The sequence below is a fragment of the Oscillibacter sp. CU971 genome (genome assembly GCF_905219725.1).
GTDB lineage: Bacteria > Bacillota > Clostridia > Oscillospirales > Oscillospiraceae > Oscillibacter.
Window position 1 is genome coordinate 1 of record NZ_CAJMXG010000017.1, and the last position, 26,887, is coordinate 26,887.

The following is a 26,887-nucleotide window of genomic DNA, read 5'->3' on the forward strand; positions in this document are numbered from 1 at the left end:
CCTCACCCCTTACTCCCTATTTTATCATCTTTACATGAAAAAGTCTGCCGGTAGGCAGACTTTTTCGACAAGCTGGAACCCCCGCCTTATGGGCGGGGGTTCCTCAGCCCTTGGGAAAGTATTTCTCCCGAAACGGCACGCTCTCTACCACAAATTCTCTGCCCCGCAGATAGTTCAGCACCCCTGCGCCGGTGGGAAACGCAAACCCCAGCTTATAGGCATACAGCGCCTGCCGGGTCTCCTGGTATCTTCGGTTCACGGCGCCGTCGCCGTATTTTCCATCCCCTAGGAGGGGGCACCCAATCTCCGCCATGGATACCCGAATCTGATGGGTCCGCCCCGTCAATAACCGGCACTCCACTAAAGACAGCTCTCCCCGGGTTTCCAGGGTCCGGTACAGCGTGGCGGCGGACTTCCCCCCGGGGACGGGGCGGCGGTAGAAGGCCACCTGCTTTTTCGCCTCGTCTTTTAATAGAAAGCCCTCGATCTTCCCCTCCGCCGGACGGGGGCGGCCCACCGTCACGCAGAGATAGGATTTCTCCAGCTCGTGGGCCCGGATTTTCTCGTTGAGTATCCGCAGGGTTTCCGCGTTTTTGGCGGCAATGACCATGCCTCCGGTGTTCCGGTCGATGCGGTTGCACAGGGCCGGAGCGAAGGCGTGCTCGTCCCGGGGGCTCCACTCCCGCTTTTGATAGAGGTACGCCTGGATGTGGTTGATGAGGGTGTTGACCTTTTCCGTCTCGTCGGCGTGGACCACCAGGCCGGGGCGCTTGTCCACCAGGAGGAGGTTTTCATCCTCATAGACGATGCTCAGCCGGGGCTGGAAGATGGAGAGGAAGAGATTTTCCTCTTTGGGCTTGTCAAAGAACTCGTCGTTGATGTATAATTGCAGNATATCCCCCGCCTGGAGGCGGGCGTCCCTCTTGGAGCCCTTGCCGTTGACCTTCACCCGCTTGAGGCGGATGTACTTTTGCAGCAGGGCAGGGGGGAGGAGGGGCAGATTCTTGGCGACAAAACGGTCCAAACGCTGCCCGGCGTCGTTTTTTCCGATGGTGAGCTCCCGCATGGCGGACCTCCTGAAAGCGTTTTGTCCATCATACCCGTTTTGCGGGAAAATGTAAAGAATATATTAAAGAGGAAAGCGGAGACGGGGAACCTGGGCGCGGCCCTTCCATGGCTTGCGCTGGGCTTGCCGGCGGGATGAGATAAGCGATAAAAGACGGTAAAGCGGCGGGGAATCCCCGCCGGAGAAGGAGGAAGAACCATGAGGGAAGTGAGCGCGGAAACCCTGCTGGCCGCCATTCAGGATGGGAAGCCTTGGCTGGCCCGGTTTACCGGGAAGGAATTTGACAAGGCGTATCAGGAGTACCGGGAGCGGTACGCCGCCCTCTTCCGGGAGGCGGCGCTGGCGGACGGAGAGGNGGGCATCGAGGCCCTGGCGGAGGTTCTGCTGGACGGCCTGGCGGAGGGCTGGAAGCGGCAGAAGCCCTGGAACCGCTCCTTGGCCATGCTGAACGACAAGCAGATGATTGTCTGCTTCCTGGGCCCCATGCTGATGGAGGACCCGGTCTGCGCCCCGCTGGAGGAAAAGATCCGGGGGGGCTGGGCCGCCCGGTGGCCCAAGGAGGCGTATAAGACCCCCTCCCTGGCGAAGCTCCGCAAGGGCTTTCGGCCCACGTTCCTGGGGATCACCCTGCCCTTTGGGGGCGGAGACGAGGAAGAATGAAAAAGAGGGCAAAAAACGAAAAAATTGTTTGACATTGGCGGGACCATCCTTTATAATACATAAGGTATCGTTGCGAGGTAGCTTATGGTAATTGATGTAAGACCCATACTCCACACCCCCGGCAAGCGGCTGGACTTCCGGTTTGAGCTGGACCTGTCCGGCCTGGAGTTCGACGGACGAAGGCCCGTTTCCCGTCCGGTAGCGGTGGAGGGGGAGATCCGCAACACGGCGGACCTGCTGGAGCTGGAGTTGACGGCCCGGACCATGCTGGACGCGGTCTGCGACCGCTGCGGGAAGGAGTTTTCCCTGGAAAAGGAGATCTCCTATGGCTGTATGCTGGCAGAGGAGCTCCAGAACGAGGAGAGCGACGAGATCGTCCTGCTGGAGGACGGAAAGACGGACGCGGGCGACCTGGCCCGGACGGCCTTCATCCTCGGCATGGACAGCAAAATTTTGTGTTCGGAAGATTGCAAGGGACTGTGCCCCCGGTGCGGCGCCGATTTGAATCGCGGCCCCTGCTCCTGTAAGAGGGAGCCGGACCCCCGGCTGGCGGCCCTGGCAAGCCTTTTGGATAAGAAATAACGAGAAGCGCTCNGCGCCNNNTTGTATGAGTAGGNGGTGTCACAATGGCAGTACCCAAGGGTAAAGTATCCAAAGCGAGAAGGGACAAGCGGCGCAGCTCCACCTGGAAGCTGACGGCCCCCAATCTGGTCGTGTGCCCGAAATGCGGTGCGATGCACCTGCCCCACAGAATGTGCCAGGAGTGCGGTACTTACAACGGCCGGGAGATCAAGGTCGTGAAGTCCGTCGTCTCGAAGTAAGTTCTGTTGGATCAAGAGAGAGGAGCTTGTCTCCCCTCTCTTTTTTCTTAAAGGAGAAAGGAGAATGCCCCATGCGTTCCACCAAGCGTCCCCGGCGGTCGGTCCGCCGTTACCGCTCTTTGCTGTTCCCCGGCATCGCCCTGCTGGCGTTGTTCCTGTTTTGGGCGGCTTTCCTGCCGCCGGGGATTTGAACCNGGCATCCGGAGTGCAAAAAGGGGGGGAGGCCCGCCCCGCGCAGGAATGCCGCTAAAAANGACCGTTCAGAGCGTTTAAAAACCATGATCTTCATTATTTGAGCCGCTTTTTTAGAGCCTGCCGGGCATGAGGGGAATATCTGAAGTCCAAAGAAGGACCGCCTCGGAACGATGTTCCGAGACGGTCCTTCCTGCTTGAAGAGAGGCGGGGAGACTGCGGCGGGATGAAGCCCTTCACGCCATCTGGGACACCGCCACGAACACATTGGAGATCTCATACCAGACGGCGAAGTCCACGCTTCCCGTCTGGGGCAGGTGGAAGATTTTCTGGAACTCCGTCACCGCCGCCTGGGTGGCGGGGCCATAGACGCCGTCCGCCGGGATCTTGGGAATGGCGGGGAAATTGTCCGCGATGCGGTTGAGCTGGACTTGAATGGTCCGCACCGCTTCCCCCTCGCTGCCCAGGGTCAGCACCTCCCCGCCGTAGGACAGGGGGACGCCCTCCACCTTCTCCGCGCTTTTGAGGTAGATTTCCGAGCCGTAGTACTTTTTCAGAATGCTCACCGCGTCCCAGCCCTGCTCCCCAAGCGCTTGAGAGCCCCACTGGCTCAGACCGCTGCACTGTGTCCGCCGCCCGTCGCAGTACTGGGTGAACAGGGGCTGGGCGATGCCCTCCTTGGTGACGTAGGTGGTGAAGAGATCGTCCACCACCACGCCGATCTCCTCGAAGATGGTCCGCCCGTGGGAGTAGGACTGGTCGAAAGCCGTGGAGCTGGTGACGGTGAAGTCATAGCCTTTTCCCCGGTACCACTCTGTGTAGACCCGGTTTAGAGTAAAGGAAGTAATGGCCAGCACGTTGGCCTTAATGGCCTCCGTCCGCCAGGTGGAGTAGATTTCACTGCACGCCACGTTTTTCACGTAGTCCTTGAACCGGACCCAGTAATTCCGGGNGGACGCGTNCTCGGGCCGCCCGTCGTGGACCACCACAAACTCCGGGATCACCGGCTCCGGCAGGACGACCAGTCCCTCCGGCTCCGGCAGGGGCTTGACCTCCGCCTCCTCCGGGCGGTTAGAGGGCTCCCCCCACAGGGCGTGAGGGGCTAAGAGCACATTGTGTACATTGAAGCCCCCGGACCGGGCCGGGGCCAGGGGGGCCCGCTGGATGGCCCGCCCGGCGGGCAGCAGTTCCACCCCGCCCAGGTGGAGGGTCTCCCGCTCCGGGGCGAAGACGGTGACATTGTAGACGGCGTAGGGCCGCTGCTCCGCCGCCCCCTCCTCCACAGACCACTCCATGGGGGGCGCGGGCAGCTCGATAAAGGGCGTCTGGCCCGAGGCGTCGGTGGCCGCTTCCTCCAGCACCCTGCCGTCCGTGGGGTCCGTAATGCGGACCCGGGCCTCCGGGATAGGGTCCGGGGTCTCCCCGGCCGTGACAAAGATCTGCAAGCTGCCCTTGTCCGTATAAGTTGGATTCATAAGGCTGCTCCTCCTTTCCGTATACTATCCTATGCGGGCGGGGCATTCCGGACACCGCCCAAAGCATCGGGACAGGAGGGCTGTATGGAATACATCATCAAATACACGGGGGATATCCTCTCCCTGGGCTATCCCACGGAGCTGCTGGACGCCCAGTTTGCCATCATGGAGCTGGAGGAGGAGTCCCCGGAGCGGCTGCTGGCCCACTGGCAGGTCACCTGCTATGAGCCCGCCCGGCGGCTCAGCAGCCTGGCGGACCGGAGCCTGGAGGCATCCTGCATCCCTCCGGTCCAGCGGGAGACCGGCCTGGGGCTGACGGGGCAGGGGGTGCTCATCGGCTTTGTGGACTCCGGACTGGATCTGCGGCACCCGGAATTTCTGGCGGACGACGGCTCCAGCCGCATTGTGGGCCTCTGGGACATGACGGCCCAGGGCACGCCACCCAGGGGCTTCCTCCACGGAGCGGCCTATACCAAGGCGGAAATCGCCACCGGCTTGGTGGACTCCCCCGACGAGACCGGCCACGGCACCGCCGTCGCCGCCATTGCCGCCGGGCGGAGCGGAGCGGCCCCGGGGGCCTCCATCGCCGCCGTGAAGCTTTCAAGCTCCCGGACCACGGACATCATGCGGGCGGTGAAGTACCTGCTGGACCAGGCGGAGGAGCGGCGGATGCCCTGCGTGGTGAACCTGAGCTACGGCACCAACTGCGGTTCCCACCAGGGGCAGTCCCTCTTTGAGGCTTACATCGACCAATCTTCCCAGCGGGGGCGGAGCGTGGTGGTCTGCGCCGCCGGGAACGAGGGCAGCGGGGCCCACCACTTCCGGGGGCGGCTGGTGGAAAACGAGACCCTGGACGCGGAATTCACCGTTTCCACCCAGCGGCCCCAGATTTACCTCTCCCTTTGGAAGAACTTCGCCGACGAGGCGGTGTTCGAGCTGGTCCTCCCCAACGGCCAGACCACCGGCCCCCTGACGGAGGGGACCCGCTTCCTCCGCTTCGGCCCCATCCGGGCGGCGATTTTCTACGGCGTGCCTACCCACTACACCGCCACGCAGGAGGCCCTGTTCCTTCTGGACGCGCCGCCGGGAGGGCTGGACGGCCTCTGGAAGCTCCGGTGCCACGGCAAGAAGGTGGCCGACGGCCGCTTCGACGTGTGGCTGCCCACCATTGAGGAGGTCAGCGACCGCACCGCCTTCCTCCAGCCGGAGCCGGATCTGACCATCACCCTTCCCGCCACGGCGCTGTACCCCATCTCCGTGGGGGGCTTCCGGCCGGAGACGGAGACGGTGAGCCCCTTCTCCGGCCGGGGGGACCAGGACTGCGCGGGCCGGGTGCTCCTGGATCTGACGGCCCCGGCGGAGGCGGTCCGCTCCGCCAAGCCGGGGGGCGGCTACGACGTCTTCACCGGCACCAGCATGGCGGCCCCCTTTGTCTCCGGGTCGGCGGCGCTGATGATGGAGTGGGGCATCGTCCAGGGAAACGACCCGTTTCTCTACGGCCAGCGGGTGAAGGCGTTTTTATGCAAGGGGGCCCTCCGCAGCCCCTTCCTGTCGTACCCAAATCCTCTTTGGGGCTATGGGCGGCTGAACCTCTGCGGAACCATGAACGAACTGGTCAGTCATTTGGAAAGGGGGCTTTAACCATGGCCTTATCTCCCGAGGCGATGGCTTTCATTCAAGCGCCGGACACCGTGGACTTCGTCACCCGTGCTACGGACGCTTTTTTTGCCTACGTTCAGCGATCAAACGAGGTGGTCATCGGGCAGTTTCTCTCCGGGCGCTATGTCCTGGGCTACATCAAGCAGGAGAATTTCCACCACCTGGAAGAGGCCCTGGGCACTGCCTTCGTCAGCTCCGTCTCCGTGGTGCTGGGGCTTTTGGACCGTCCCGCCCTGGAGGCGGCGGGGATCTCTCAGGTCCAGAGCCAGCCCTACCTGAACCTGAAGGGGCGGGGGGTGCTCATCGGCTTCCTGGATACCGGCATCGACTACACCCAAAGCGTCTTCCGCTATGAGGACGGCAGCAGCCGGATTCAATCTATCTACGACCAGACCGTGGACGGTCCTCCGCCGGAGGGCTTCCTCCTGGGCCGGGAGTACTCCAACGCGGAGATCAACGCCGCCCTGGCCTCTCAGGACCCCTACGCCATCGTGCCCCAGCGGGACGAGGACGGCCACGGCACCTTCCTGGCCTCCGTGGCGGCGGGGCGGCAGACGGAGGACTTCTCCGGCGCAGCCCCGGACGCGGAGATCATCGCCGTGAAGCTGAAAAAGGCCCGGCCCTNTTNCCGGGAGCGCTACTGTGTCCCGGCGGACCAGGGGCACGCCTATGAGTCCAGCGCCGTCATGGTGGGTGTGGAGTACATCCTCCACAAGGCCCGGCAGCTGGGCCGCCCGGTGGTCATCTGCATCGGCCTGGGCACCAACGCCGGGGGCCACGACGGGGTCAGCGTTTTTGAGGAGTACCTGGGGGGCGCGTCCCTTCAGGCGGGGGTGTGCCTCTGCGCCGCGGCGGGAAACGAGGCCGAGGCCCGGCACCACACCGGCGGCGTCCTCCTGCCCGGGGAGGCGCCGGGCACCGTGGATTTGAAGGTGGGGGAAAACGCCGGGGATGTGTATATGGCGGTGTGGAACACCGTGGCGGACCGGCTGTCCGTCTCCGTCCGGTCCCCCTCCGGGGAGCTGGTGGGCCGGGTGCCCGCCAAGCCGGGCATCGGCCCCGCCGCCGACGTGAAGCTGGTGCTGGAGGCGGCCCGGGTCCAGATCGAGTACCACTTCCCCGTGGAGGGCAGCGGGGGACAGCTGACGGTGATCCGCATTCTGGGGGCCACTCCGGGGGTGTGGACCATCCAGCTCCACGGGGATATTCTGCTCAACGGCAGATATCAGGTGTGGCTGCCCATGACGGGCTTCGTCTCCCCCACGGTGGAGTTCCTGGCGGCCACGCCGGACTACACCGTCACCAGCCCCGCCTCCGCCGTGGGAGTGATCTGCTGCGGGGCCTATGACAGCAACAACAAAAGCCTCTACGCCAAGAGCTCCCGGGGCCCCGCCTGGGACGGACGGATTCTTCCGGACCTGACGGCCCCCGGCGTGGGAGTCGGAGGCATCTACCCCTATGGGCCGGGCCTTATGAGCGGCACCAGCGCGGCGGCGGCGGTGCTGGCGGGGACCTGCGCCCTGCTGCTCCAGTGGGGCGTCCGGGAGGGAAACGAACCGGCCATGGGGACCTATCAGATTCGGGCGTATCTTATCCGGGGCTGTCTCCGGCGGCCGGATATGGAGTATCCCAACAACCAGTGGGGCTATGGGGCCATTCAATTGATGCAGACCTTCCATTTGATGCGGGAGCTGTGAGAGGAGGCGCCGGCGGGAAATCTCAGCGTGATTCCCGCCGGGTGCTTTTCCAAATCATAGACGCCTCTATTAAGCCTTGTTTGGAAAATGGCAAAACGCCGTCTTTGGGCACCTTTTTCCGCCAATTTTCAAACAAGGCCTAAGTGGAGGCCAAATTTTTTCTCTTTTTTCATATTCCCTCTTGACANACGGCCCTCGTGCGTCTATAGTGTACTTAACGAACCAGTACGAAAGGTACGGGCAATACAAGGGGGGCGATCCTATCGACATTCTCATCAGCAACAGCAGCGGCAAACCGATTTATGAGCAGATTTGCCAGCAGATCAAGACGCAGATTATGGACGGAACCTTAACCGCCGGGGAGGCCCTGCCCTCTATGCGGGCCCTGGCGAAGGAGCTCCACCTCAGCGTTATCACGGTCCAGCGGGCCTATGAGGACCTGACCCGGGACGGCTTCATCGAGACGGTCTCCGGCAAGGGCAGCTTTGTGGCGGCGCAAAATCAGGAGTTCATCCGGGAGGAGCGGCTCCGGGAGGCGGAGGGCCTGCTGCAAAGGGCGGCGGAGCTGGGCCGCTCCCACGGCATCCCGCTGGAGAAACTGACGGGCATCCTGACATTGTTTTATGAAGAAGGAGATTGACCATGGAAAACAGCATTTTGGTCCGGGACCTCACCAAGCGCTTCCCGGGCTTCACCCTGGACCGCGTGTCCTTCCAGGTGCCCCAGGGCCGCATTGTGGGCTTCATTGGGGAAAACGGCGCGGGGAAGAGCACCACCATCCGCCTGATTTTAAACGATCTGAAAAAAGACGGCGGGACCGTGGAGCTTCTGGGCCGGGATCATACTGACCCCGCCGTAAAAAATGACCTGGGCGTGGTGTTCGACGCCTGTAATTTCCCGGAGGCCTTCACGCCTCTGGACGTGGAAAAAGTCCTCTCCGGGGTGTATTCCGTCTGGGACGGCCAGGCGTACCGAGGCTATTTGAAGCGCTTCGCTCTGCCGGAGCGGAAGCGGGTCAAGACCTTCTCCAAGGGCATGAAGATGAAGCTGTCCATTGCCGCCGCCTTGGCCCACCGGCCCCGGCTGCTGATTCTGGACGAGGCCACGGCGGGCCTGGACCCGGTGATCCGGGACGAGATTCTGGACATCCTGCTGGACTTTATTCAGGACGAGGAGCATTCCGTGTTCTTCTCCTCCCATATCACCTCGGATATCCAGAAGATCGCCGACTATGCGGTGCTGATCCACCAGGGGAAGATCGTCTTCGAGGAGGAGAAGGACGTGCTTCTGGACCAATACGGCATCCTCCGCTGCGGCAAGGGCACGGAGGTGGAGCCGGGGGATTACATCGTCCGGCGGGAGACGGGGGTCAGCGCGGAGTACCTGGTCCGGGACCGCTCCGCCGCTGGAAAGAAGTATCCCAAGGCCGTNGCGGACGCCGCGTCCCTGGAGGACATCATGCTGTTTTATATCAAGGGGGAAGCGTCATGAGGGGAATCATTTACAAGGATTTGTGCCTGTTTTTCAAGGGCGTCGACAAAATCGTCCTGCTGGTGCTGGGGGGACTTTTGATTCTGTTCGCGGCCGAAAGCGGCGTTTACGCCGGGATGCTGTTCTCGTTTGCCCTGGATATGATGGTGGGCCTTCTGCACCTCACGGCCCTGGAGAAGGAGGAAAAGACGGCCTGGGGGAAATACCAGCGGACCCTGCCGGTAGGCGCGGGGAAGGTGCTCGCGGGGAAATACGCCGTGGTCCTGCTGACGGTGCTGGTGAGCATAGCGGGGGCCGTGGTATCCAATTTGGCGGCTTTCGCCTTTTACCGGACCTTCCNGCCGGAGGCATTGAGATGGTCGGTTCTGGTGGCGGCGGTGACTCCGCCGGTCTGGGCGGCGTTCAATCTGCCCTTTTACTATTGGCTTGGCAGCCAGGTTGCGCAGTTTACCTGCTTTCCCCTGGCCTTCTTCTTCTTTTACGCNNTCAAAAATTTTGAGGCCGGCATGTGGGCCCNGTCCGACTTGACCTTCCTGGCGNAGAATGTTCGTTCCCTTTTGCCGTTGGCTCTGCTGGCCCTGGCGGGGGTGTTTCTGGCGTCCCTGGCAATCAGCGCGGCGGGCTGCCGCTGCAAACGGTAAATTCCTGGGGCGGAGGCTGAATGCCTCCGCCTTTTCCCATTCCCGGAAAGATTTTCCTTGCGCCTTTGGCCCATCCCGGTTATAATGAAACTGGATTTTTATGTTTCAAAAAAACAAGGCGGCGCGCGCCGCCGGGAGGGAGCCCCCTTATGCCAAAGCCTATCATCGCCATCGTGGGCCGCCCCAACGTNGGCAAGTCCATGCTGTTCAATAAAATCATCGGGAAACGCCTGTCCATCGTGGAGGACACCCCCGGCGTCACCCGGGACCGCATCTACGGGGAGTCCGACTGGTGCGGGCGGGCCTTCACCCTGGTGGACACCGGNGGCATCGAGCCCCGGACGGACAGCCAGATTCTGGAGTTCATGCGGGACCAGGCCCGGACCGCCATCGAGACCGCCACGGTGATTGTCTTTTTGACGGATATTCGGACAGGCCTCACCGCCTCGGACCAGGAGGTGGCCGCCATGCTGCTGCGCAGCGGGAAGCCCATCGTCCTGGCGGTGAACAAAATGGACTCCACCGGGGCCCCGGACCCGGATTTCTACGAGTTCTATAACCTGGGGCTGGGGGACCCCATCGCCGTCTCCGCCGTCCACGGACACGGAACCGNAGACCTGCTGGACGCCTGNCTCCAGTACTTCCCGCCGGAGGACGGGGAGGAAGAGGAGGACGACGCCATCAAGGTGGCGGTTATCGGAAAGCCCAACGCGGGAAAGTCCTCCCTGGTGAACAAAATCCTGGGGGAGGAGCGGGTGATTGTCTCCGACATGGCAGGCACCACCCGGGACGCTATCGACTCCCGGTTTGAAAACGACAAGGGCAAATTCGTCTTCATCGACACGGCGGGCCTCCGGCGGAAGAGCAAGGTGGAGGAGGCCATTGAAAAGTANAGCGTCCTCCGGGCCACTATGGCCATTGAGCGCTCGGACGTGTGCCTGATTCTGATTGACGCCACGGAGGGAGTCACGGAGCAGGACACGAAGGTGGCGGGCCTGGCCCACGAGGCGGGGAAGGCCAGCATCATCGTGGTGAACAAGTGGGACCTGGTGGAAAAGGACGGCAAGACCATGGACCGGATGCGCAAGGAGGTCCAGGAGGGCCTGAGCTTCATGGCCTACGCCCCCATCCTCTTCATTTCCGCCAAGACAGGCCAGCGNGTGGACCGGCTTTTTGAGCTCATCGACTACGTCAGCAACCAGGCGGCCACCCGGATTACCACGGGTATGCTGAACGACGTGCTGGCGGACGCCCAGACCCGGGTTCAGCCCCCCACGGACAAGGGGCGGCGGCTGAAAATCTACTATATGACCCAGGTGGGGGTGAAGCCCCCCCACTACGTGATCTTCTGCAACGACACGAGGCTCTTCCACTTCTCCTATCAGCGGTATCTTGAGAACTGCATCCGAAACACCTTCGGCCTGGAGGGAACGCCCATCAAGATTTCCGTCCGGCAGAGGGGCGACAAGGAGGTTTGAGTATGATCGGGATTTGGTGGTATTTCCTGTATTACGGCGGAATCGCCTTGGCGTGTTACCTCCTAGGCTGCTTCAACGGCGCAGTCATCGTGTCCAAGTATATCCTCCGGGACGACGTGAGGAACCACGGCAGCGGCAACGCCGGGCTGACGAACTTCCACCGGACCTTCGGCGGCGGACTGACCTTCGTGGTCATTCTCTGCGACGTGCTGAAAGCGGTCATCGCCGTGCTGCTGGGAAGCTGGCTCTTTGCCTGGGACCCGCTGCTTGGCAAGTATTTCGCGGCCCTCTTCTGCCTTCTGGGCCACATGTTCCCCTGCATGTTCCATTTCAAGGGGGGCAAGGGCATCCTCTCCGGCGGCACCATCGCCCTCATGATCGACTGGCGCGTCGCTCTGGTGGTCTGGGGTGGCTTCCTGATTTTGGTAATTGTTACACGGTATGTCTCCCTGGGCTCCCTGTGGGCCGGGGCCAGCTTCCCCTTTATCAGCTGGTACTGCTACCCGGAGATTCGAATCGTAGTGCTGGCCTTCCTCCTGGGGGGGCTGGTGGTCTGGCAGCACCGGGGCAACGCCCAGCGGCTGATCCACGGCAAGGAACGGAAGCTGAGCTTCCATAAGNAAAAGGAGGGCGGATCATGAAAGCGGCGGTAGTGGGCAGCGGCAGCTGGGGCACGGCCCTGGCGCTGGTGCTGTGCAGCAACGGGCACGACGTGACCCTNTGGTCCCGGACCCCCGCCGGAGCGGAGGAGATGNGTAAGACCCGGGAAAATCCCCGGCTGAAAGGCGTCCCCCTGCCGGAGGCGCTGCGCATCACCGGGGACCTGAGCTGCCTGGAGGGGGCGGATCTGGTGGTCAGCGCGCCGCCCTCCTTCGCGGTTCGGGAGACGGGGAAGAAAATGGCCCCCTACCTGCGGCCCGAGACCGTTCTGGTGACGGTTTCCAAGGGCATCGAGCGGGACACGAACCTGCGGCTGAGCCAGGTCCTCCGGGAGACCACCGGGGATGTCTGCCGGGGAATCGTGGCCCTTTCCGGCCCCTCCCACGCGGAGGAGGTGGGCCTTCGGCTGCCCACGGCCTGTGTGGCGGCGTGTCCGGAGCTGGAGGAGGCCCGCTTTGTCCAGGACGCGTTTATGAGCGATTATTTCCGGGTTTACACCAGCTACGACATTGTGGGCGTGGAGCTGGCGGCGGCGCTGAAAAACGTGATTGCGCTGAGCTNCGGCATCTGCGCGGGCCTGGGCTTCCAGGACAACACAAAGGCCCTGCTGATGACCCGGGCCATGGCGGAGATCACCCGGCTGGGGGAGCACCTGGGGGGCGTCCGGCGGACCTTCGGAGGGCTTGCGGGCATGGGGGATCTGATTGTCACCTGCACCTCCATGCACTCCCGGAACAACCGGGCGGGCATCCTCATCGGCCAGGGGAAAAGCGTTCAGGAGGCCATGGAGGAAGTGGGCGCGGTGGTGGAGGGCTATTATGCCGCCGAGAGCGTCCGCCAGCTGGCGGACCGGGAGGGCGTGGAAATGCCCATCTGCCGGTGCGCCTATGAGGTGCTGTACCAGGGCAAACAGGCCCGGGACGTGGTCCCGGAGCTGATGGGCCGTCCCGGGAAGGATGAGCTCCTGGGCACCGCGTGGCTTTGAGAAAAGACGGATCAAAAGGATTTGAGGACCCGCGTAAGGCGGGTCCTCTTCGTTTGCAGCAAAATTTTTGCGAGGAGCACAAAAAAATTGTTTGACAAAGGTCGACCTTTGTGCATATAATGGAAGCCAAGGGCCCGGCGTCTGTCCGGGCAAGTATGCGGAGAAAGGAAGCGATCACGATGAACCGGACAAAACAGGCCCCGGAATGCAGCATCAACAACATTTACCAATTGGATGGGAGGGTCCCCCTGGGGAAGGCCATTCCCTTCGGCCTCAAGCACATCCTGGCGATGTTCGTCTCCAACCTGGCCCCCATCACCCTCATCGCCGCCTCCGCCCAGCCGGCCCTCAGCCAGGCTGAGGTGGCCATCCTGCTGCAAAACGCCATGTTCGTGGCGGGCATCGCCACGCTGATCCAGCTCTATCCCATCTGGAAGGTGGGGTCCAAGCTGCCGGTGGTCATGGGCGTCAGCTTCACCTTTGTGGCGGTGCTCAGCTCCATCGCCGCCAACTACGGCTACCCCTCCCTGGTGGGCGCGGTCATCGTGGGCGGCCTGATGGAGGGCACCCTGGGCCTTTTGGCGAAGNACTGGCGGAAGATTATCACCCCCATCGTGGCGGCCTCCGTGGTGACGGCCATCGGCTTCTCCCTCTTCACCGTGGGCACCCGCTCCTTCGGCGGCGGCTACGCCGAANACTTCGGTTCCGCCCAGAATCTGATGCTGGGTGTTGTCACCCTGGCGGCGTGCCTCCTCTGGAACACCCTGGCCAAGGGCTACCTCAAGCAGCTCAGCGTTCTGGCGGGCCTGGTGGTGGGTTACATCGTGGCCATCTTCATGGGCAAGGTGGACCTGGGGACGCTGATGTCCGGCGGGCTTATAGCCCTGCCCCGGTTCCTTCCCTATATGCCGGAGTTCCATCCCGGCGCCGTGGCCTCCGCGTGCATCATCTTCCTGGTCTCTGCGGCGGAAACCATCGGGGATACCTCCGCCCTGGTCTCCGGCGGCCTGGGCCGGGAGATTACCAGCGAGGAAATCTCCGGCTCCCTGGCCTGCGACGGCTACGCCTCCACCATTGCCGCCCTGTTCGGCTGCCCGCCGGTAACCTCCTTCTCGCAGAACGTGGGCCTGGTGGCCATGACCAAGGTGGTGAACCGCTTCACCATCATGACCGGCGCGGCATGCATGCTGCTGGCGGGCCTTCTGCCGCCGGTGGGCAACTTCTTTGCCTCCCTGCCGGAGTCCGTGCTGGGCGGATGCACCATCATGATGTTCGGCTCCATCGTTATTTCGGGCATGCAGATGATCGCCAACTGCGGCTTCTCCCAGCGGAACGTGACCATCGCGTCGCTGTCCCTGGCCATCGGCATCGGCTTTACCGCCACCAGCGAGGCGGATATCTGGCACATCTTCCCGGAGACCAGCCAGTCCGTCTTCGCCTCCAACGTGGTGGCCGTGGTCTTTGTGGTCTCCATCATCCTGAGCCTGGTCCTGCCCAAGGACATGGACATCAAGAAGGTTGTGTCGGAGTAGTAAGTACATCGCCTGACGGAAAAAAGGGGTCCCCCTCCAGCGGAGGGGGACCCTTTCATTTTGGAAAATTTGCGGNTTATTTCGCGGCAATGGCCTCGATCTCGCAGAGGACGCCCTTGGGCAGGTCCTTCACGGCCACGCAGGAGCGGGCGGGCTTGGAGGTGAAGTACTTGGCGTAGACCTCGTTGAAGGCGGCGAAGTCGCCCATGTCCGCCAGAAAGCAGGTGGTCTTGAAGACCTTGTCGAAGCCGGCTCCGGCGGCCTCCAGAATGGCGCCCACGTTCTTGCAGCTCTGCTCCGCCTGGGCGGCGATGCCGGCGGGCANCTCGCCGGTGGCGGGGTCCACGGGGATCTGGCCGGAGGTGTAGACAAAGCCGTTCACTTCAAAACCCTGGGAGTAGGGGCCGATGGCGCCGGGGGCGTTCTTGGTTTCCAAAACTTTCATGATGACAGTCTCCTTTTTTGTATTTGATGCTTCTACTCTAATACAAGTACCGGAGAAAAGCAAGGGGCGGCGTGAGAAAATTTTGGAAAAGTGAAAAACTTTTTTTAGCGCCGGGGACAGGCGCTCATTTGAGGGCAGTGGTGTTGGACCGAATGCGGGCCTGGTCCTCTTCCGAAAACTCCGCCAGTGCGGCGGTGAAAGCGCCGGGGTCCGCCTGGGCCTGGGTCTGGAGAATTATGTCCAGGGGAGTGCGGAAGTCCGTTCGGGCGTCTTTCGTTGCCAAAAGGAAGGACATGACCGCCCGGTTCCGGGTTTGCTGGTCCCCGCCCACGGCGGCTTCCGCCACGGCGTCCATCAGGGGATTGAACCAGTCAGAGCCGTACATGAACCGGCCCAGCGCACCCCAGTTGTCCCCCGTGGCCTCGCCCACGCAGTTTAGAAGGTCCATATCGCCCACGTCCTCCGGCCGGAATTCCAGATCCAGCACCAGCTGCTGGAGGCGCTGGTTCCGCTCCATGTAGCCCTGGTCCACCTCCGGGACCCGCTCAAAGCTGCCCTCGGCGGTCTCGTGGCCGGAGTAGTCTTTCACAAAGGCCTCCGCCGCCCCAACGGGGGTCAGCAGCTCGGGATGCTCCCCGGCGTCGCACGCCGCCTGGAGGTCCGCGTAATGCTCGGCGGCGGGCTTGCCGCTGTCGGGGAAGTAGAGGTACTGAGTGCCCCGCGCGTCCAGCCACTGCTCTACGGCCCACAGGCCCCCCTCGCCCTGCCGGGCAGGCTGGCGGAGGAGGAGCTGATTGTAGATGCGGGTATCGCCGTCCTTTAGGAAATAGGGGTAGTATTTCAGGACCACATGGCCCCCGCTTTCGTCCAGCCGGCCCAGGAAGTCTTGAACGGAGAAGGACTGGAGGTTGTTTCGGGTGAGGAAGTCCTCCCGGACCTGGGGGCCCAGCTTGCAGAGCTTCTCCCACACAGGCCAGTCCGGGTGGTCCGGGACGCTTTCGGCATCCGGGCGGTAGAACTGCACGTCGGTGGGGTAGGTGTAGGCGTAGTACCGCTCCCCGTCGGTGGCGAAGACCTCGATGCCGGAGCCGTCGGAGCNGATNTGCTGCTCAAAGGCCGCCTGGTCCATCGCCAGAAAGCCGAAGAGGAAGCCCCCCTCGCCGCCGAAGTCCTCCATGGCCGCCTCGTAGGAGGCTTTTTCGTAAACGGAGATCAGGGGCTTCCAGCTCTCCTCAGCGTCGGGGAAGTCCGTATCTACCCGCAGGAGGTCCAGGTGTTCGGTGGGCAGGGCTACGCTCAGCCCGCCGCAGTCATAGACGGTCATATCCTCGCCGCCGTCCGGGGGAAGCGGGTCCCGCCCGGCGTCCGGCGCCTCCGCCCCGCCGCCGCAGGCGGTGAGCGTGAGCAGACAGGCCAGCGCCAGGGTGAAGACTTCTAATCGGCGCATGGACAGAACTCCTTTCCTTGTATCAAATGCTTATTATAAAGTATGACAGCTTCCCTTCGGGAAGAAGTTACAAAAGAAAAACAAAAAGCGACAAACCGGAAACGAAAAAACAGGAGCTTCCGCTGTTGTGAATCCGGTTTAGACGTGGTATAATCATCCAGACTGTAATTTTTCCTTTTGACAGGAGGTCACCCTTATGAAGCTCATGGTCATCGACGGAAACAGCATCATCAACCGGGCCTACTACGGCATCCGGCCTCTGACGACCCGGGACGGGCTCTATACCCACGCCGTCTTCGGCTTTCTGACGACGCTGCTGCGCCTGGAGGGGGAGGAGTCCCCGGACGCGGTCTGCGTCACCTTCGACCTCCACGCCCCCACCTTCCGCCACAAGGCGGACGCGGNTTATAAAGCCACCCGGAAGCCCATGCCGGAGGAGCTGCGAGTGCAGGTGCCGGTCCTCAAGGAGGTGCTGGACGCGCTGAACATCCCCCGCTATGAGCTGGAGGGCTGGGAGGCCGACGATCTCCTGGGCACCATTTCCCGGAAGTGCGCCGGGGCGGGCTGGGAGTGCGTCGTTGTCACCGGAGACAAGGACAGCCTCCAGCTGATTGATGAACACACGAAGGTGAAGCTGGTCTCCACCCGCATGGGCCAGACCACGACGAAGGACATGACGGAGGAGGCCTTTCGGGAGGAGTACGGCTTCGCCCCCATCCACATGATTGATTTGAAGGCCCTGATGGGGGACAGCTCCGACAACATCCCCGGCGTGAAGGGCGTGGGGGAGAAGACCGCCATGGGCCTGGTTCAAATGTATGGCTCGATTGAACATCTCTATGCCCACATGCAGGAAATCGTGACCGCCCCGGACACCCCCGCCAAGCCCGGCATTATCAAAAAGCTGGCGGAGGGAGAGGCGGACGCCCGGCATTCTTACTGGCTGGCCACCATCGTCACCGACGCGCCCCTGGACTTCCGCCCGGAGGACAACCGGAGAAAAGCTCCGGGCCCCGGAGCATACCCCCTGTTTTTGAAGCTGGAGTTCACCAAGCTCATTGAGAAATTCGGCCTCAGCCCGGACAGCGCCCCGGTCCCGGAGGCCCGGGAGGCCGCTGCCGCCGTGGGGGAGACAGTGACAGACCCCGCCCGGGGAGAGGAGCTGCTGGCCCTCTGGAAAGAGGCGGATCACGTATCCCTGCTGGCCCGGCCGGACTGCTCCGCCGTGGGAGTCTATTGTGAGACGGGGGAGGGCCCCGCCGTCATGGCGGAGCTGTTTTTTGAACGGTATCAGGGGGACTGGAACTGCCTTCTCTCCGCCCTGTTTTCAGAGGAGATCAAGAAGGTTTCCCACAACGTCAAGGACCTGACCCGGATGCTGCTGGAGAGCGGCTTCCCGGCGGAGGGCTTTGTTTTCGACACCGCCCTGGGGGCCTACCTGCTGGACGCGACGGCGGGGAGCTACGACCTCCAGAGGCTGTTTGTCGCCTATTTTAACGAGGAGCTGCCAAAGCCCCTCTATCTGGAGCCGGACGCTTTCTCCCTCCTGGGGGACGGAGAGGCCGCCGCTTCCCTGGACAGCTGCGTCACGGCGGTGGAGGCGATCTATGAGGCGCTGGTCCCCAGGATCCGGGAGCGGGGCCAGTGGGGGTTGTTCCAGACCGCCGAGCTGCCCCTGTGCCGGGTGCTGGCGGAGATGGAGCGGACGGGCTGCGGCGTGGACGCCCGGGCTCTGGCGGAATTCGGCGAGAGCCTCTCCGCCCGGATGGCGGAGCGGGAGACCGCCATTTACGAGATGGCCGGGGGCAAGTTCAACATCAACTCTCCCAAGCAGCTGGGGGAAGTGCTGTTCGATCGCCTGGGCCTGCCCCACGGGAAAAAGACGAAAACCGGCTGGTCCACCAATGCCGACGTGCTGGAAAAGCTCCAGCACCCCATTGTGGACGCAGTGCTGGAATACCGGCAGTACGCCAAGCTGAAATCCACATACGCCGACGGGCTTTTGAAGGCCATGGACCCCGACGGGCGGGTGCGGACAAACTTCCAGATGANCGTTACCGCCACGGGCCGCCTCAGCTCCACGGAGCCGAATTTGCAGAACATCCCCACAAGGACGGACCTTGGCAGCGAGTTTCGCCGGATGTTCACGGCGGCGGAGGGCTGCGTTCTGGTGGACGCGGACTATTCCCAGATTGAGCTGCGCATTCTGGCCCACATCGCCGGGGACGAGGCTATGCGGNAGGCCTTCCNGCCGGGAGGCGACTTCCACGCCGAGACGGCGGCCAAGGTCTTTCATGTGGCCCGGGAGGACGTGACCCACGAGATGCGCCGCCNGGCCAAGGCGGTGAACTTCGGCATTGTCTACGGCATCTCCGCTTTTTCCTTAAGCCAGGACCTGGGGGTCACCGTGGCGGAGGCCAGGGAATATATGGACGGCTATTTTGCCGCCTTTCCCGGCGTGCGCCATTATATGGATGAGGTGGTCAAAAAGGCCCGGGAGACGGGCTATGTGGAAACCCTCTTCCACCGCCGCCGGGACCTGCCGGAGCTGATTTCATCCAATAAAAATATGCAGTCCTTCGGCGAGCGGGTGGCGCTGAACATGCCCATCCAGGGAACGGCGGCGGACGTAATGAAGCTGGCCATGGCGGCGGTGTGGAAGCGCCTTCGNGCGGAGAAGCCCCAGGCCCGGCTGGTCCTCCAGGTTCACGACGAGCTGATTGTGGAGTGCTTCGAGGACGAGGCGGCGGANGTGGCGAGGCTGCTGGAAGAAGAGATGGAGAACGTGGTCCGCCTCAGCGTCCCCCTGACGGCGGAGGCCCACTGGGGAAAGAACTGGCTGGAGGCGAAGGGATGACGGAAGAAATCGGTTTTTCCTGGCTGGCGGGAGCCAGCCTGCCGGCAGCAGCCTTTTTTCTGCTGGGAATTTACGGCCGGGCGTGGCAGATGCTGCCGGGGGTCGTGGTTTTGGGCATTGGGCATACCGGCGTCCACCTGGGCTATAGAAGGGAGGCACCGGCATGAAGCGCCTCATCGTTCTTTTGGGCGTGGCGGGGGTGTCCCTCTCCGCCGTCTTTGTCCGCTGGTCCACAGCGCCGTCCCTGGTGCTGGCCTTTTACCGCATGGCCTTTTCCGTCCTGCTGCTGCTTCCCCTGGCCTTTGCCCGGCGGGGGGAGTTTCGGGCCCTCCGGCGGCGGGAGCTCTCTCTGAGCCTTCTCAGCGGGGCCTTTCTGGGGGTCCACTTCGCCTGTTACTTCGAGTCCCTCCGCTGGACCTCCATCGCCGCGGCGGTGGTGCTGGTGGACACGGAAGTGCTGTTTGTGGCCCTGGCCTCGGTGCTGGTTTTGCGGAAAAAGCTCAGCCGCCGGGCGTGGACGGCGGTGCTGCTGGCCTTCGGCGGCAGCGTGGCGGTGGCTCTGGCGGACTCCGGGGGAGGAGGGACGGCCCTCCGGGGGAACCTGTTCGCCCTGACGGGGTCCGTGTGCATGGCGGTCTATACCATGCTGGGGGCCGTCTGCCGGAGGACCCTCTCCACCACGGTGTACACAACCTTGGTCTATACCTCGGCGGCGGGGACGGTGCTGGCCGCCGCCCTGGCGGGAGGACAGGCCCTTATAGGCTGGGGCCCGGTCAATCTGCTGGCGGGCCTGGGGATGGCGGTATTCTGCACGCTGCTGGGCCACAGTGTATTCAGCTGGGGCCTGAAGTACCTGCCTCCGGCCTTTATTTCCACGGCGAATCTGCTGGAGCCGGTGCTGGCCTCCGTGTGGGGGCTGCTCCTCTTCAGGGAGCGGCCCGGCGTTCTGGTGGTGTTCGGCGGGACGCTGATTCTGCTGGGCATCGGGCTCTACAGCCGGGAGGAAGCGTAGGAAGGAGCGTTTATGGAACAGAGTATGAAGGTTCAAATCGTCCCCATGAACGGGGACCATCTGGACGAGGTGGCGGAGCTGGAACGGGTCTGCTTCCCGGACCCCTGGTCCCGGAACATGCTGAAAGAGGAGCTGGAAAACGACCTGGCGGCTTTCCTGGTGGCCCTGGACGGGCAGGGGGCCGTGGCGGGCTACGCGGGACTCCAGGTGGTGCTGGACGAGGGCTATATCCTCAACGTGGCGGTCCGGCCGGACTGCCGCCGCCAGGGGGTGGCGGGACAGCTTTTGCAGGTCTTTCTGGACTTTGCCAAGGGCAATCAATTGGCCTTTTTGACCCTGGAGGTCCGGGCCTCCAACTATCCCGCCATCGCGCTGTACGGAAGCCGGGGCTTTCGAGGTGTGGGGCGGCGGAAGAATTACTATGAGCACCCAAAGGAGGACGCGGTCATCATGACCCTGGACCTGACGGGGGAAGAGGAGACGGACGAATGAAACTGAAACTGGCCTCGCCGGAGCAGGTGGCGATGGTTTACGAGCGGGACTTGAAGCCCTCCTTCCCCCCGTCGGAGCTGAAACCCCTGGCCAACATCCAGGCCATGTGCCGGGACGGCTGCTACCAGCCCTGGTGCCTCTTTGACGGGGAGGAGATCGCGGGGGAGTGCTTCCTCTGGCTGGGCCGCCCCGGCTGGGCGCTGCTGGACTACCTCTGCGTGGCGGAGGACCGCCGGAACAGCGGCGCGGGGGCCTTGATGCTGAAGCTTTTGCGCCAGGCGGAGGGGGACACGGTTATTTTGGTGGAGAGCGAGGCCCCCGTCCACGCCCCGGACCCGGCGATGGCGGAGCGCCGCCTGGGATTTTACGCCAGGAACGGGCTGCGCACCGCCGGGTACGACACGGACGTGTTCGGCGCCCACTACAAGACCCTGTACCTCTCCGAGGGGCCCGTGCCGGACGGGCGGCTGATGGAGGAGAACCGCTTCATCTACCGGGACCGTTTCCCCAAGGAGAAGTATGAGCGCTACGTCCGCATCCCCCGGGACCCGGCGGCGGGACCCATTCGCCAGGTTCCCTGGAATGAAGACTGAGGGAGGGACATGATGAAAATTCTTGGTTTTGAGTCCTCCTGTGACGAAACCGCCGTGGCGGTGGTGGAGGACGGACGGACCGTGCTGTCCGACGCCATCGCCTCCCAGGTGGAGATTCACGCCCTGTACGGCGGCGTGGTGCCGGAGATCGCCTCCCGGAAGCATNTGGAGGCCATCGCCGCCCTGACGGAAAAGGCTCTGACGGACGCGGGCTGTACCCGCAGCGATATCGACGCGGTGGCGGTGACTTACGCGCCGGGGCTTATCGGCGCGGTGCTGGTGGGGCTGAGCTTCGCCAAGTCCGCCGCCCTGGGGCTGGGGGTCCCGTTGATTCCTGTTCACCATATCCGGGGCCATATTGCCGCCAACTACCTGGCCTTCCCCGAGCTGGAGCCCCCCTTTCTGGCCCTGGCTATCTCCGGGGGGAACACCCTGCTCATCGACGTGGCGGGCTATACGGATATGAAAATATTGGGAGGCACCCGGGACGACGCGGCGGGGGAGTGCTTTGACAAGGCAGCCCGGGTGTTGGGGCTGTCCTATCCTGGTGGGAAGCCCATCGATGAGCTGGCCCGGCAGTCGGCGGGCGGCGTGTATCACCTGCCCCACGCTCAGGTGGACGGCGCGCCCCTGGACATGAGCTTTTCCGGCCTGAAAACAGCGGTGGTGAACCTGGCCCATCACGCGGAGCAGGTGGGAGAGCCCCTGGACCGGGGGGCCCTGGCCCGGGACTTCACCCAGGCCGTCAGCGATACCCTGGTGCCCCGGGCCATGGAGGCGGTCCGGCTGACGGGGCGGGGAACCCTTGTGGCCGCCGGAGGCGTAGCCGCCAATTCCATCGTGCGGGCGGATCTGGAGCGGGCCTGCCGGGAGGCGGGGATCAAGCTGTACCTGCCGCCCCTGCGCCTCTGCGGGGACAACGGGGCCATGATTGCCGCCCAGGGCTATTACGAGTTCCTGGCGGGCCATACGGCAGGAATGGAACTGAACGCCTACGCCACCCGGGACATTTCCGAGGAGCTGAAAAACGCGTGAGGGGATACTCCCTTCACGCGCTTTTTCTACCCCTCCAGGGGGTCCCATTGGCACCGCGCCAAGTCCACCGTGCCGTCCGGCCGGAAGACCGCACCCTCCGCCTCCAGCAGGGCCCGCTGGGTTCCGGGGGCGTACAGGTCAAAGGCGGCCTTGGTGCCTCCCAGGCGGTCCACCACCCGGTGGCAGGGGACGGAGGGGTCCTGACAGCCCGCCATGGCGCAGCCCACCGCCCGGGCACAGCGGGGCCTCCCCGCCAAATGGGCAATCTGCCCATAGGTAGCCACCTTCCCGGCGGGAATCCGGCGGACAATCTCCCGGAAGGCGGCAAAGGTTTCCCCCCTCATCGCTCCCGCACCTCGTAGAGGTCCGTCCGCCGGGCGGAGAGAATGGGGAGCTGGCGGCGGACGGACTCCACCCGGCGGAGGTTCAGATCGGCGTACAGCGTGGCCTCCCCGGACCCGGCCTGGCAGAGAATGCTGCCCCAGGGGTCCACGGCGATGGAATGCCCGTAGGCCACATAAGAGGCCGTCTCGTCCCGGGCGGGGGAGACCCCCACGGTGAAGCACTGGTTGTCCACCGCCCGCTGGCGGAAAAGGAGCTCCCAGTGGGCGGGGCCGGTGGTCATATTGAAGGCGGCGGGGACAAAGATGCACCTGGCCCCCCGGAGGCACATGCACCGGGCCAGCTCCGCAAACCGGAAGTCGAAGCAGACGCAAAGGCCCATGGCGCCGAACTCCGTCTCGAAGGTGGTGACGGCATTTCCCGGGGAAAGGACGTCGGACTCCCGGAAGCGCTGGCCCCCCTCCACGTCGATGTCGAAGANGTGGGCCTTCCGGTGCTTTGCCAGAAGCTCTCCCTTCCGCCCGTAGACAAAGCTGGTGTTGTAGACCCGGTCCCCCTCCAGCTCCGGCAGGGAGCCGCCTACCACGTACAGCGCCAGCTCCGCCGCCAGGGCGGACAGGGCCCGCTGAACTTCTCCGCCCTGCGTTTCTCCGTAGGAGCGGAAGCAGGCGTTGTCATAGGGACAGCAGAACATCTCCGGCAGGACGGCGATGTCCGCCCCCCGGGCCTTGGCCTCCCGGAGGCGGAGGCAGGCGGTTTCCAGGTTTTCCGATTTGTCCGCCGTGACGGGCATTTGAATCAGCGCGGCGCGCATGGACAGCNCTCCCTTTCGGATTGATACAATATGGATTGTATCACAGGCCGAACCGTGATACAATACGAAAAACGAACAAGGAGGCCAAACCATGGCAGTCTATACGGAGAAGAAAACCTACCAGACCAAAGCCCACATGGGCATGATCGACGTGACGGAGGATTTCCAGCACGCGGTTTCGGCGGCGTGCCGGGAGCACGGCATCTNCGCCGGGACGGTGACGGGCTTCACCACCGGGGGCGTGGCGGGGCTGACCACCCTGGAGTTTGAGCCGGGGATGGTAAACCACGATTTGAAGGCGGCGCTGGATGTGTTTTCCCCTTATCTGGACGAGAAGGGACATGTGGTGCCCTACTGGCACCATGAGACCTGGCACGATGACAACGGCTCTTCCCATATCAAGGCGGCGCTGCTGTCCCCCTTCATCACCGTGCCCTTTGTGGACGGGAAGATCACCGTGGGGCCCTGGCAGAATTTAACTCTGGTGGAGTGCGACACGAGAAACCGGGTCCGGGACATCGTGTTTCAGGTGATGGGGGAGTAGGCCGTGGGACGGGAGAATCGTGGGCGGATTCCTTTGGCAATACGGTAAAGAGCGGCGGCGGGAAGATTCCCGCCGCCGTCTTTTTTACAGTTCAGTCTGCCGCTTCATACCATTCGTACACGAAGTCATAGATGGAAGGGCCTTCCACTTTGGGCTGGACCCGGAACCAGAAGGTTTGATTGTTCTGCCGGAGCCCTACAAGCGTATTGTGAGGGTTGAAAGCGAAACTTTGCCGGCGGTCCGGGGAGGACAGTTCCAGCTCCTCGGGGGAACGGGAGTAATAGCCCGGAGCCAGAGCCCATTCATAGTTTTCCGTAAAGGCTGCTGCTTGGTCAAGCTGACCGGCATTCACCGTGCGGGTCTTTACGTTTTCCTCCCCTTGGGTGAAGAGGGAAAAGAGCGCAGCGCCATCAGATAATATCTCATCCAGCGTCTCTTGAATGGGGATGCTCTGGCCCTCCGCGATCTCATACCAGGACTGCGCCAGATGGAAAATGGACGGCGTTCCAGGCGCGGGCTCCGCCCGAAGCCAAACGGATTCCTGGCGGCCAAGATGGCGGGTGTTGAGCAGGACCAACTCGCTTTCCGGCCAGAAGCGGAGGCTCAATTCCCCGCCGGGGCTCATCATCAGCAGGGACCCGGCGGGCATGCTGCCGGGGTCCTCGGCATAGCTCCAGTGATACCTGTCCGTAAATTCCCCGATCCAGTCCGCCAGGGCCTGGGGGGCTACGTCGTACCGCCCGCCCCCTTCGGAGGCCAGCAGGGTCATATTGATGGTATCCCCCTCCATGAGACGGTCCATCACCGCCTGGGNTAGATTGGAGGCAGAGGCGATGGAAGTCTCAGCCTGGAGCGTGGCGGTNCCCAAGTAGATGATGTCCGAGGGCGGCATCTCCCGGAGTTTTTCCCGGACCAGCTCCTCAGATAGGACGAGGCTGCCCTCCTGTTGGAAGCTGCAAAGATACACGAAGTCCGCGTAAGAAATCTCATCCGAAGAGTTCCACGAGGGGACCATGAACAGCAGATAGAGGTTCTCGGAGGAGGGAGNGGCCCAGTGGTCCTGTACCCCCTCGCCCAGCGCCGGGGCGTCCTGGAGCTCCGGCGTGTGGAACTCATAGGAAACCTGCTTGAAGACATAGAACTTCCCGTCCACCTCCAGCCCGTGGCTTTCGCCGATATTGGTGATCCGCCAGTCGTCGCAGAAAGCGCCGTCCAGGCGGGAGGCGTGGAACCGCTCCTCCACCGCCGTCAGGGCGGCGNCCTTGACGGTGAACTCCTCGTCGAACCACCCGATCATGTGGTCCGTGAAATGCCGCTGGTCGTTGTAGACCAGAAGGTGCTCTCCGTCGAAATACAGGGTCCGGTGTTGTTGAGACAGTGTGGAGGCTCCTGGTGAGGAGAGCCGGATGTCGGCCCAGAAGGGCATGGAGCGGGTGGCGGGGTCCCAGTTGTCGAAGTAGAAGAAGGTCCCCTCGGGCCAGACGGTCCACAGCAGGGGCCGCAGGTCCGCTTTGTAGNACNTCCCGTCCCGGCGGAAGTAGAAGCAGTNGGCGTGGGAGTCCTGGGAAACCAGTTCGTTTACTNCGTCNCCGTCCAGATCGATGGGCTGGGTGTAGCCCTCCATCCGGGCCAGGAGAACGGGCCGGCCCTCCTCGTNTAGATAGTAGTATTCATTGGTGAGGGGCCATTCCCTGTCATTTGCGTTGTAGGTGATGCAAAAGCCGTCGTGGCCCAGGAGGTTGCGGAAGAGGGAGGCGCTGTAGTTCCCGCCCGCGCCGGGGCGGAAGGACCAGAAGGGCTGGGGAAAGGAGCTTCTGGCCATATGCTGCACTCCGGCGAAGACCTCGCCGCCCATGGCGGAGTCCCCGCCCTCAAAGAACATCAGCCCGTAGTCTCCCAGGACGTGGTCCGGGTCCTCCAGGCCCCCCAGCATCTTCGGGGAGCCATAGGGGAAGGGAAGCTCCTCCGCCTCTTGGGGCTCATAGGGCTCCAGGCCGTCCAGGGGGATGGTGACGGCGGCGTTCCAGCCGGGGCGGTCCGCCGGTTTCAGGCTCTCGCAGGAAAGGACCGTCTCCCGGACACGGTCGATTACCTGATTCATCAGGGACATGCCCTCGGTCCGGCCCTGCTTTATCTCCGGGGCCCAGTCGGGGCGGCTGATGCCATATTGATACTGCCCGTCGCTGCCCAGAATCTCCATGTTTCTGGACAGATAATCCGGCTCCAAATCGAGCTGGTAGAGGGAACAGAGCCAGCCCATGGGGTCCGAGAGGCTGGCGGACAGGGAGTAGGACATCCCCCAGTAGACCCGCAGCAGCTCGCCGTCCTCCAGGTCGAAATGCTCCGGCGGGTTCTCCGGGGTNTAGACGGCCAGCTTGGACATAATGCCGCCGTCCGGTCCGCCGTAGTTTTCCAGCTCCTCTGCCAGAGTGGACACGGCCTCGTCCACGTCGTGGAAGCGGNCCGGTTCGGGGGCCGGGGTTTTGGCCCCGGTGAAGGTGACGGCACACACCAGCGCCGCCAGGGCCACGGCGGCGAAGAGGGCCCGGCCCAGATAGACCGGGTTCTCCGCCACGCGGGTGATCCGGTCCTTGAGCTGGCGCTTCCCCGCCGTCATGGTGGTGGCGGAGAGAAGGGGATTCGCCGGGGCTTTCCGCACGGGGATGAGGGAGAGAAGCGTCCGGCCATAGGGCACCCGCTCCGCCTCCCCCAGCCGCCGGAGGGCCCCCTCGTCACAGGCCAGCTCGCAGTCCGTCCGGGAGGCCAGGGCCGCCCACCAGACCAGGGGGTCGAACCAGTAGACCGTCAGGCACACGGCCCGGAGCAGGGACCAGAGGGGGTCCAGGTGCCGGGCGTGGGTCTCTTCGTGGGCCAGGACGTGCCGGAGGCGGTCCGGGCTTTGGAGGGCGGCTGGGGTCAGGTAAATGGCGGGGCGGAACAGCCCGAAGT

Annotated in this window: 24 protein-coding genes; 18 read left to right on the plus strand and 6 right to left on the minus strand. The window is 63.6% G+C overall.

Translation table 11 applies throughout. The features are described from left to right. Window positions 1-103 precede the first annotated feature (103 nt). A complete protein-coding gene (locus JX325_RS02705; RefSeq protein ID WP_204789643.1) occupies window positions 104-1,066 on the minus strand; it encodes an RluA family pseudouridine synthase in 963 nt (320 codons plus the stop codon). 744 nt (window positions 1,067-1,810) lie between these two features. On the opposite strand from JX325_RS02705, the gene JX325_RS02710 reads away from it, so the two are divergent. Both JX325_RS02710 and rpmF read left to right on the plus strand, forming a co-directional pair. Continuing rightward, window positions 1,811-2,308: a DUF177 domain-containing protein gene (locus JX325_RS02710; RefSeq protein WP_204789644.1), complete on the plus strand. Its 498-nt coding sequence runs from the start codon at window positions 1,811-1,813 to the stop codon at window positions 2,306-2,308. Between the two features lie 44 nt (window positions 2,309-2,352). After that, window positions 2,353-2,547 carry a 50S ribosomal protein L32 gene (gene rpmF / locus JX325_RS02715; protein WP_204789645.1) on the plus strand — a complete coding sequence of 65 codons (195 nt, stop codon included), beginning with the start codon at window positions 2,353-2,355 and terminating at the stop codon, window positions 2,545-2,547. Between the two features lie 428 nt (window positions 2,548-2,975). Here rpmF and JX325_RS02720 read toward each other — a convergent pair whose 3' ends face one another. After that, complete coding sequence (locus JX325_RS02720; RefSeq protein ID WP_204789646.1) at window positions 2,976-4,214, minus strand: peptidoglycan-binding protein; 1,239 nt, start codon at window positions 4,212-4,214, stop codon at window positions 2,976-2,978. Window positions 4,215-4,298: 84 nt separating this feature from the next. Between JX325_RS02720 and JX325_RS02725 the strand changes: the two genes are divergently transcribed. From JX325_RS02725 to JX325_RS02765, 9 genes are all read left to right on the plus strand, one after another. After that, window positions 4,299-5,855: a S8 family peptidase gene (locus tag JX325_RS02725; RefSeq protein WP_204789647.1), complete on the plus strand. Its 1,557-nt coding sequence runs from the start codon at window positions 4,299-4,301 to the stop codon at window positions 5,853-5,855. A gap of 2 nt (window positions 5,856-5,857) precedes the next feature. After that, window positions 5,858-7,570: a S8 family peptidase gene (locus JX325_RS02730; RefSeq protein WP_204789648.1), complete on the plus strand. Its 1,713-nt coding sequence runs from the start codon at window positions 5,858-5,860 to the stop codon at window positions 7,568-7,570. 262 nt (window positions 7,571-7,832) lie between these two features. Beyond that, a complete protein-coding gene (locus JX325_RS02735) occupies window positions 7,833-8,210 on the plus strand; it encodes a GntR family transcriptional regulator (protein WP_204789665.1) in 378 nt (125 codons plus the stop codon). 2 nt (window positions 8,211-8,212) lie between these two features. Further along, window positions 8,213-9,061 carry an ABC transporter ATP-binding protein gene (locus JX325_RS02740; RefSeq protein ID WP_204789649.1) on the plus strand — a complete coding sequence of 283 codons (849 nt, stop codon included), beginning with the start codon at window positions 8,213-8,215 and terminating at the stop codon, window positions 9,059-9,061. Further along, window positions 9,058-9,702, plus strand: coding sequence for an ABC-2 transporter permease (locus JX325_RS02745; RefSeq protein WP_204789650.1), 645 nt, complete (start codon window positions 9,058-9,060; stop codon window positions 9,700-9,702). Before JX325_RS02740 ends, JX325_RS02745 begins: the two co-directional genes overlap by 4 nt. 149 nt (window positions 9,703-9,851) lie before the next feature. Beyond that, window positions 9,852-11,180, plus strand: a complete 1,329-nt coding sequence (gene der, locus JX325_RS02750; RefSeq protein ID WP_204789651.1) for a ribosome biogenesis GTPase Der — start codon at window positions 9,852-9,854, stop codon at window positions 11,178-11,180. Between the two features lie 2 nt (window positions 11,181-11,182). Next, window positions 11,183-11,821, plus strand: a complete 639-nt coding sequence (gene plsY / locus JX325_RS02755) for a glycerol-3-phosphate 1-O-acyltransferase PlsY (protein WP_204789652.1) — start codon at window positions 11,183-11,185, stop codon at window positions 11,819-11,821. Continuing rightward, window positions 11,818-12,825, plus strand: a complete 1,008-nt coding sequence (locus JX325_RS02760) for an NAD(P)H-dependent glycerol-3-phosphate dehydrogenase (RefSeq protein ID WP_204789653.1) — start codon at window positions 11,818-11,820, stop codon at window positions 12,823-12,825. Before plsY ends, JX325_RS02760 begins: the two co-directional genes overlap by 4 nt. Window positions 12,826-13,004: 179 nt before the next feature. Further along, window positions 13,005-14,357, plus strand: coding sequence for a uracil-xanthine permease family protein (locus tag JX325_RS02765; protein WP_204789654.1), 1,353 nt, complete (start codon window positions 13,005-13,007; stop codon window positions 14,355-14,357). A 76-nt stretch (window positions 14,358-14,433) separates the two neighbouring features. On the opposite strand, the gene JX325_RS02770 is transcribed toward JX325_RS02765, so the two are convergent. Next, on the minus strand, window positions 14,434-14,802 hold the full coding sequence (locus JX325_RS02770; protein WP_204789655.1) for a RidA family protein: 369 nt from the start codon (window positions 14,800-14,802) through the stop codon (window positions 14,434-14,436). Window positions 14,803-16,445: 1,643 nt separating this feature from the next. On the opposite strand from JX325_RS02770, the gene polA reads away from it, so the two are divergent. From polA to tsaD, 6 genes are read left to right on the plus strand one after another with little or no spacing between them, the layout of a single operon-like run. Then, window positions 16,446-19,106 (plus strand): DNA polymerase I, encoded by a 2,661-nt coding sequence (gene polA, locus JX325_RS02775; RefSeq protein WP_204789656.1) that lies wholly within the window; start codon window positions 16,446-16,448, stop codon window positions 19,104-19,106. Further along, on the plus strand, window positions 19,103-19,273 hold the full coding sequence (locus JX325_RS02780) for a hypothetical protein (protein WP_204789657.1): 171 nt from the start codon (window positions 19,103-19,105) through the stop codon (window positions 19,271-19,273). Before polA ends, JX325_RS02780 begins: the two co-directional genes overlap by 4 nt. Next, the gene (locus tag JX325_RS02785; protein WP_204789658.1) at window positions 19,270-20,118 is read left to right on the plus strand and encodes a DMT family transporter; all 849 of its coding nucleotides are present in this window, start codon (window positions 19,270-19,272) and stop codon (window positions 20,116-20,118) included. The genes JX325_RS02780 and JX325_RS02785 overlap by 4 nt, the downstream gene beginning before the upstream one ends. 12 nt (window positions 20,119-20,130) lie before the next feature. Beyond that, window positions 20,131-20,610 (plus strand): ribosomal protein S18-alanine N-acetyltransferase, encoded by a 480-nt coding sequence (rimI, locus tag JX325_RS02790; protein WP_204789659.1) that lies wholly within the window; start codon window positions 20,131-20,133, stop codon window positions 20,608-20,610. Next, complete coding sequence (locus JX325_RS02795) at window positions 20,607-21,203, plus strand: GNAT family N-acetyltransferase (RefSeq protein WP_204789660.1); 597 nt, start codon at window positions 20,607-20,609, stop codon at window positions 21,201-21,203. Before rimI ends, JX325_RS02795 begins: the two co-directional genes overlap by 4 nt. A 12-nt stretch (window positions 21,204-21,215) precedes the next feature. Beyond that, window positions 21,216-22,238 (plus strand): tRNA (adenosine(37)-N6)-threonylcarbamoyltransferase complex transferase subunit TsaD, encoded by a 1,023-nt coding sequence (gene tsaD / locus JX325_RS02800; protein ID WP_204789666.1) that lies wholly within the window; start codon window positions 21,216-21,218, stop codon window positions 22,236-22,238. Window positions 22,239-22,264: 26 nt separating this feature from the next. Here the strand turns inward: tsaD and JX325_RS02805 are convergent, their stop codons facing one another. Continuing rightward, window positions 22,265-22,582: an MGMT family protein gene (locus tag JX325_RS02805; protein WP_204789661.1), complete on the minus strand. Its 318-nt coding sequence runs from the start codon at window positions 22,580-22,582 to the stop codon at window positions 22,265-22,267. Next, a complete protein-coding gene (locus JX325_RS02810; protein WP_204789662.1) occupies window positions 22,579-23,394 on the minus strand; it encodes a carbon-nitrogen hydrolase family protein in 816 nt (271 codons plus the stop codon). The genes JX325_RS02805 and JX325_RS02810 overlap by 4 nt, the downstream gene beginning before the upstream one ends. Window positions 23,395-23,485: 91 nt before the next feature. Here JX325_RS02810 and JX325_RS02815 point away from each other — a divergent pair, with 91 nt between their 5' ends. After that, complete coding sequence (locus JX325_RS02815) at window positions 23,486-23,938, plus strand: YjbQ family protein (RefSeq protein WP_204789663.1); 453 nt, start codon at window positions 23,486-23,488, stop codon at window positions 23,936-23,938. Window positions 23,939-24,029: 91 nt separating this feature from the next. Here JX325_RS02815 and JX325_RS02820 read toward each other — a convergent pair. After that, the coding region (locus JX325_RS02820) for a M56 family metallopeptidase (protein WP_204789664.1) at window positions 24,030-26,887 on the minus strand (2,858 nt) is incomplete at its 5' end.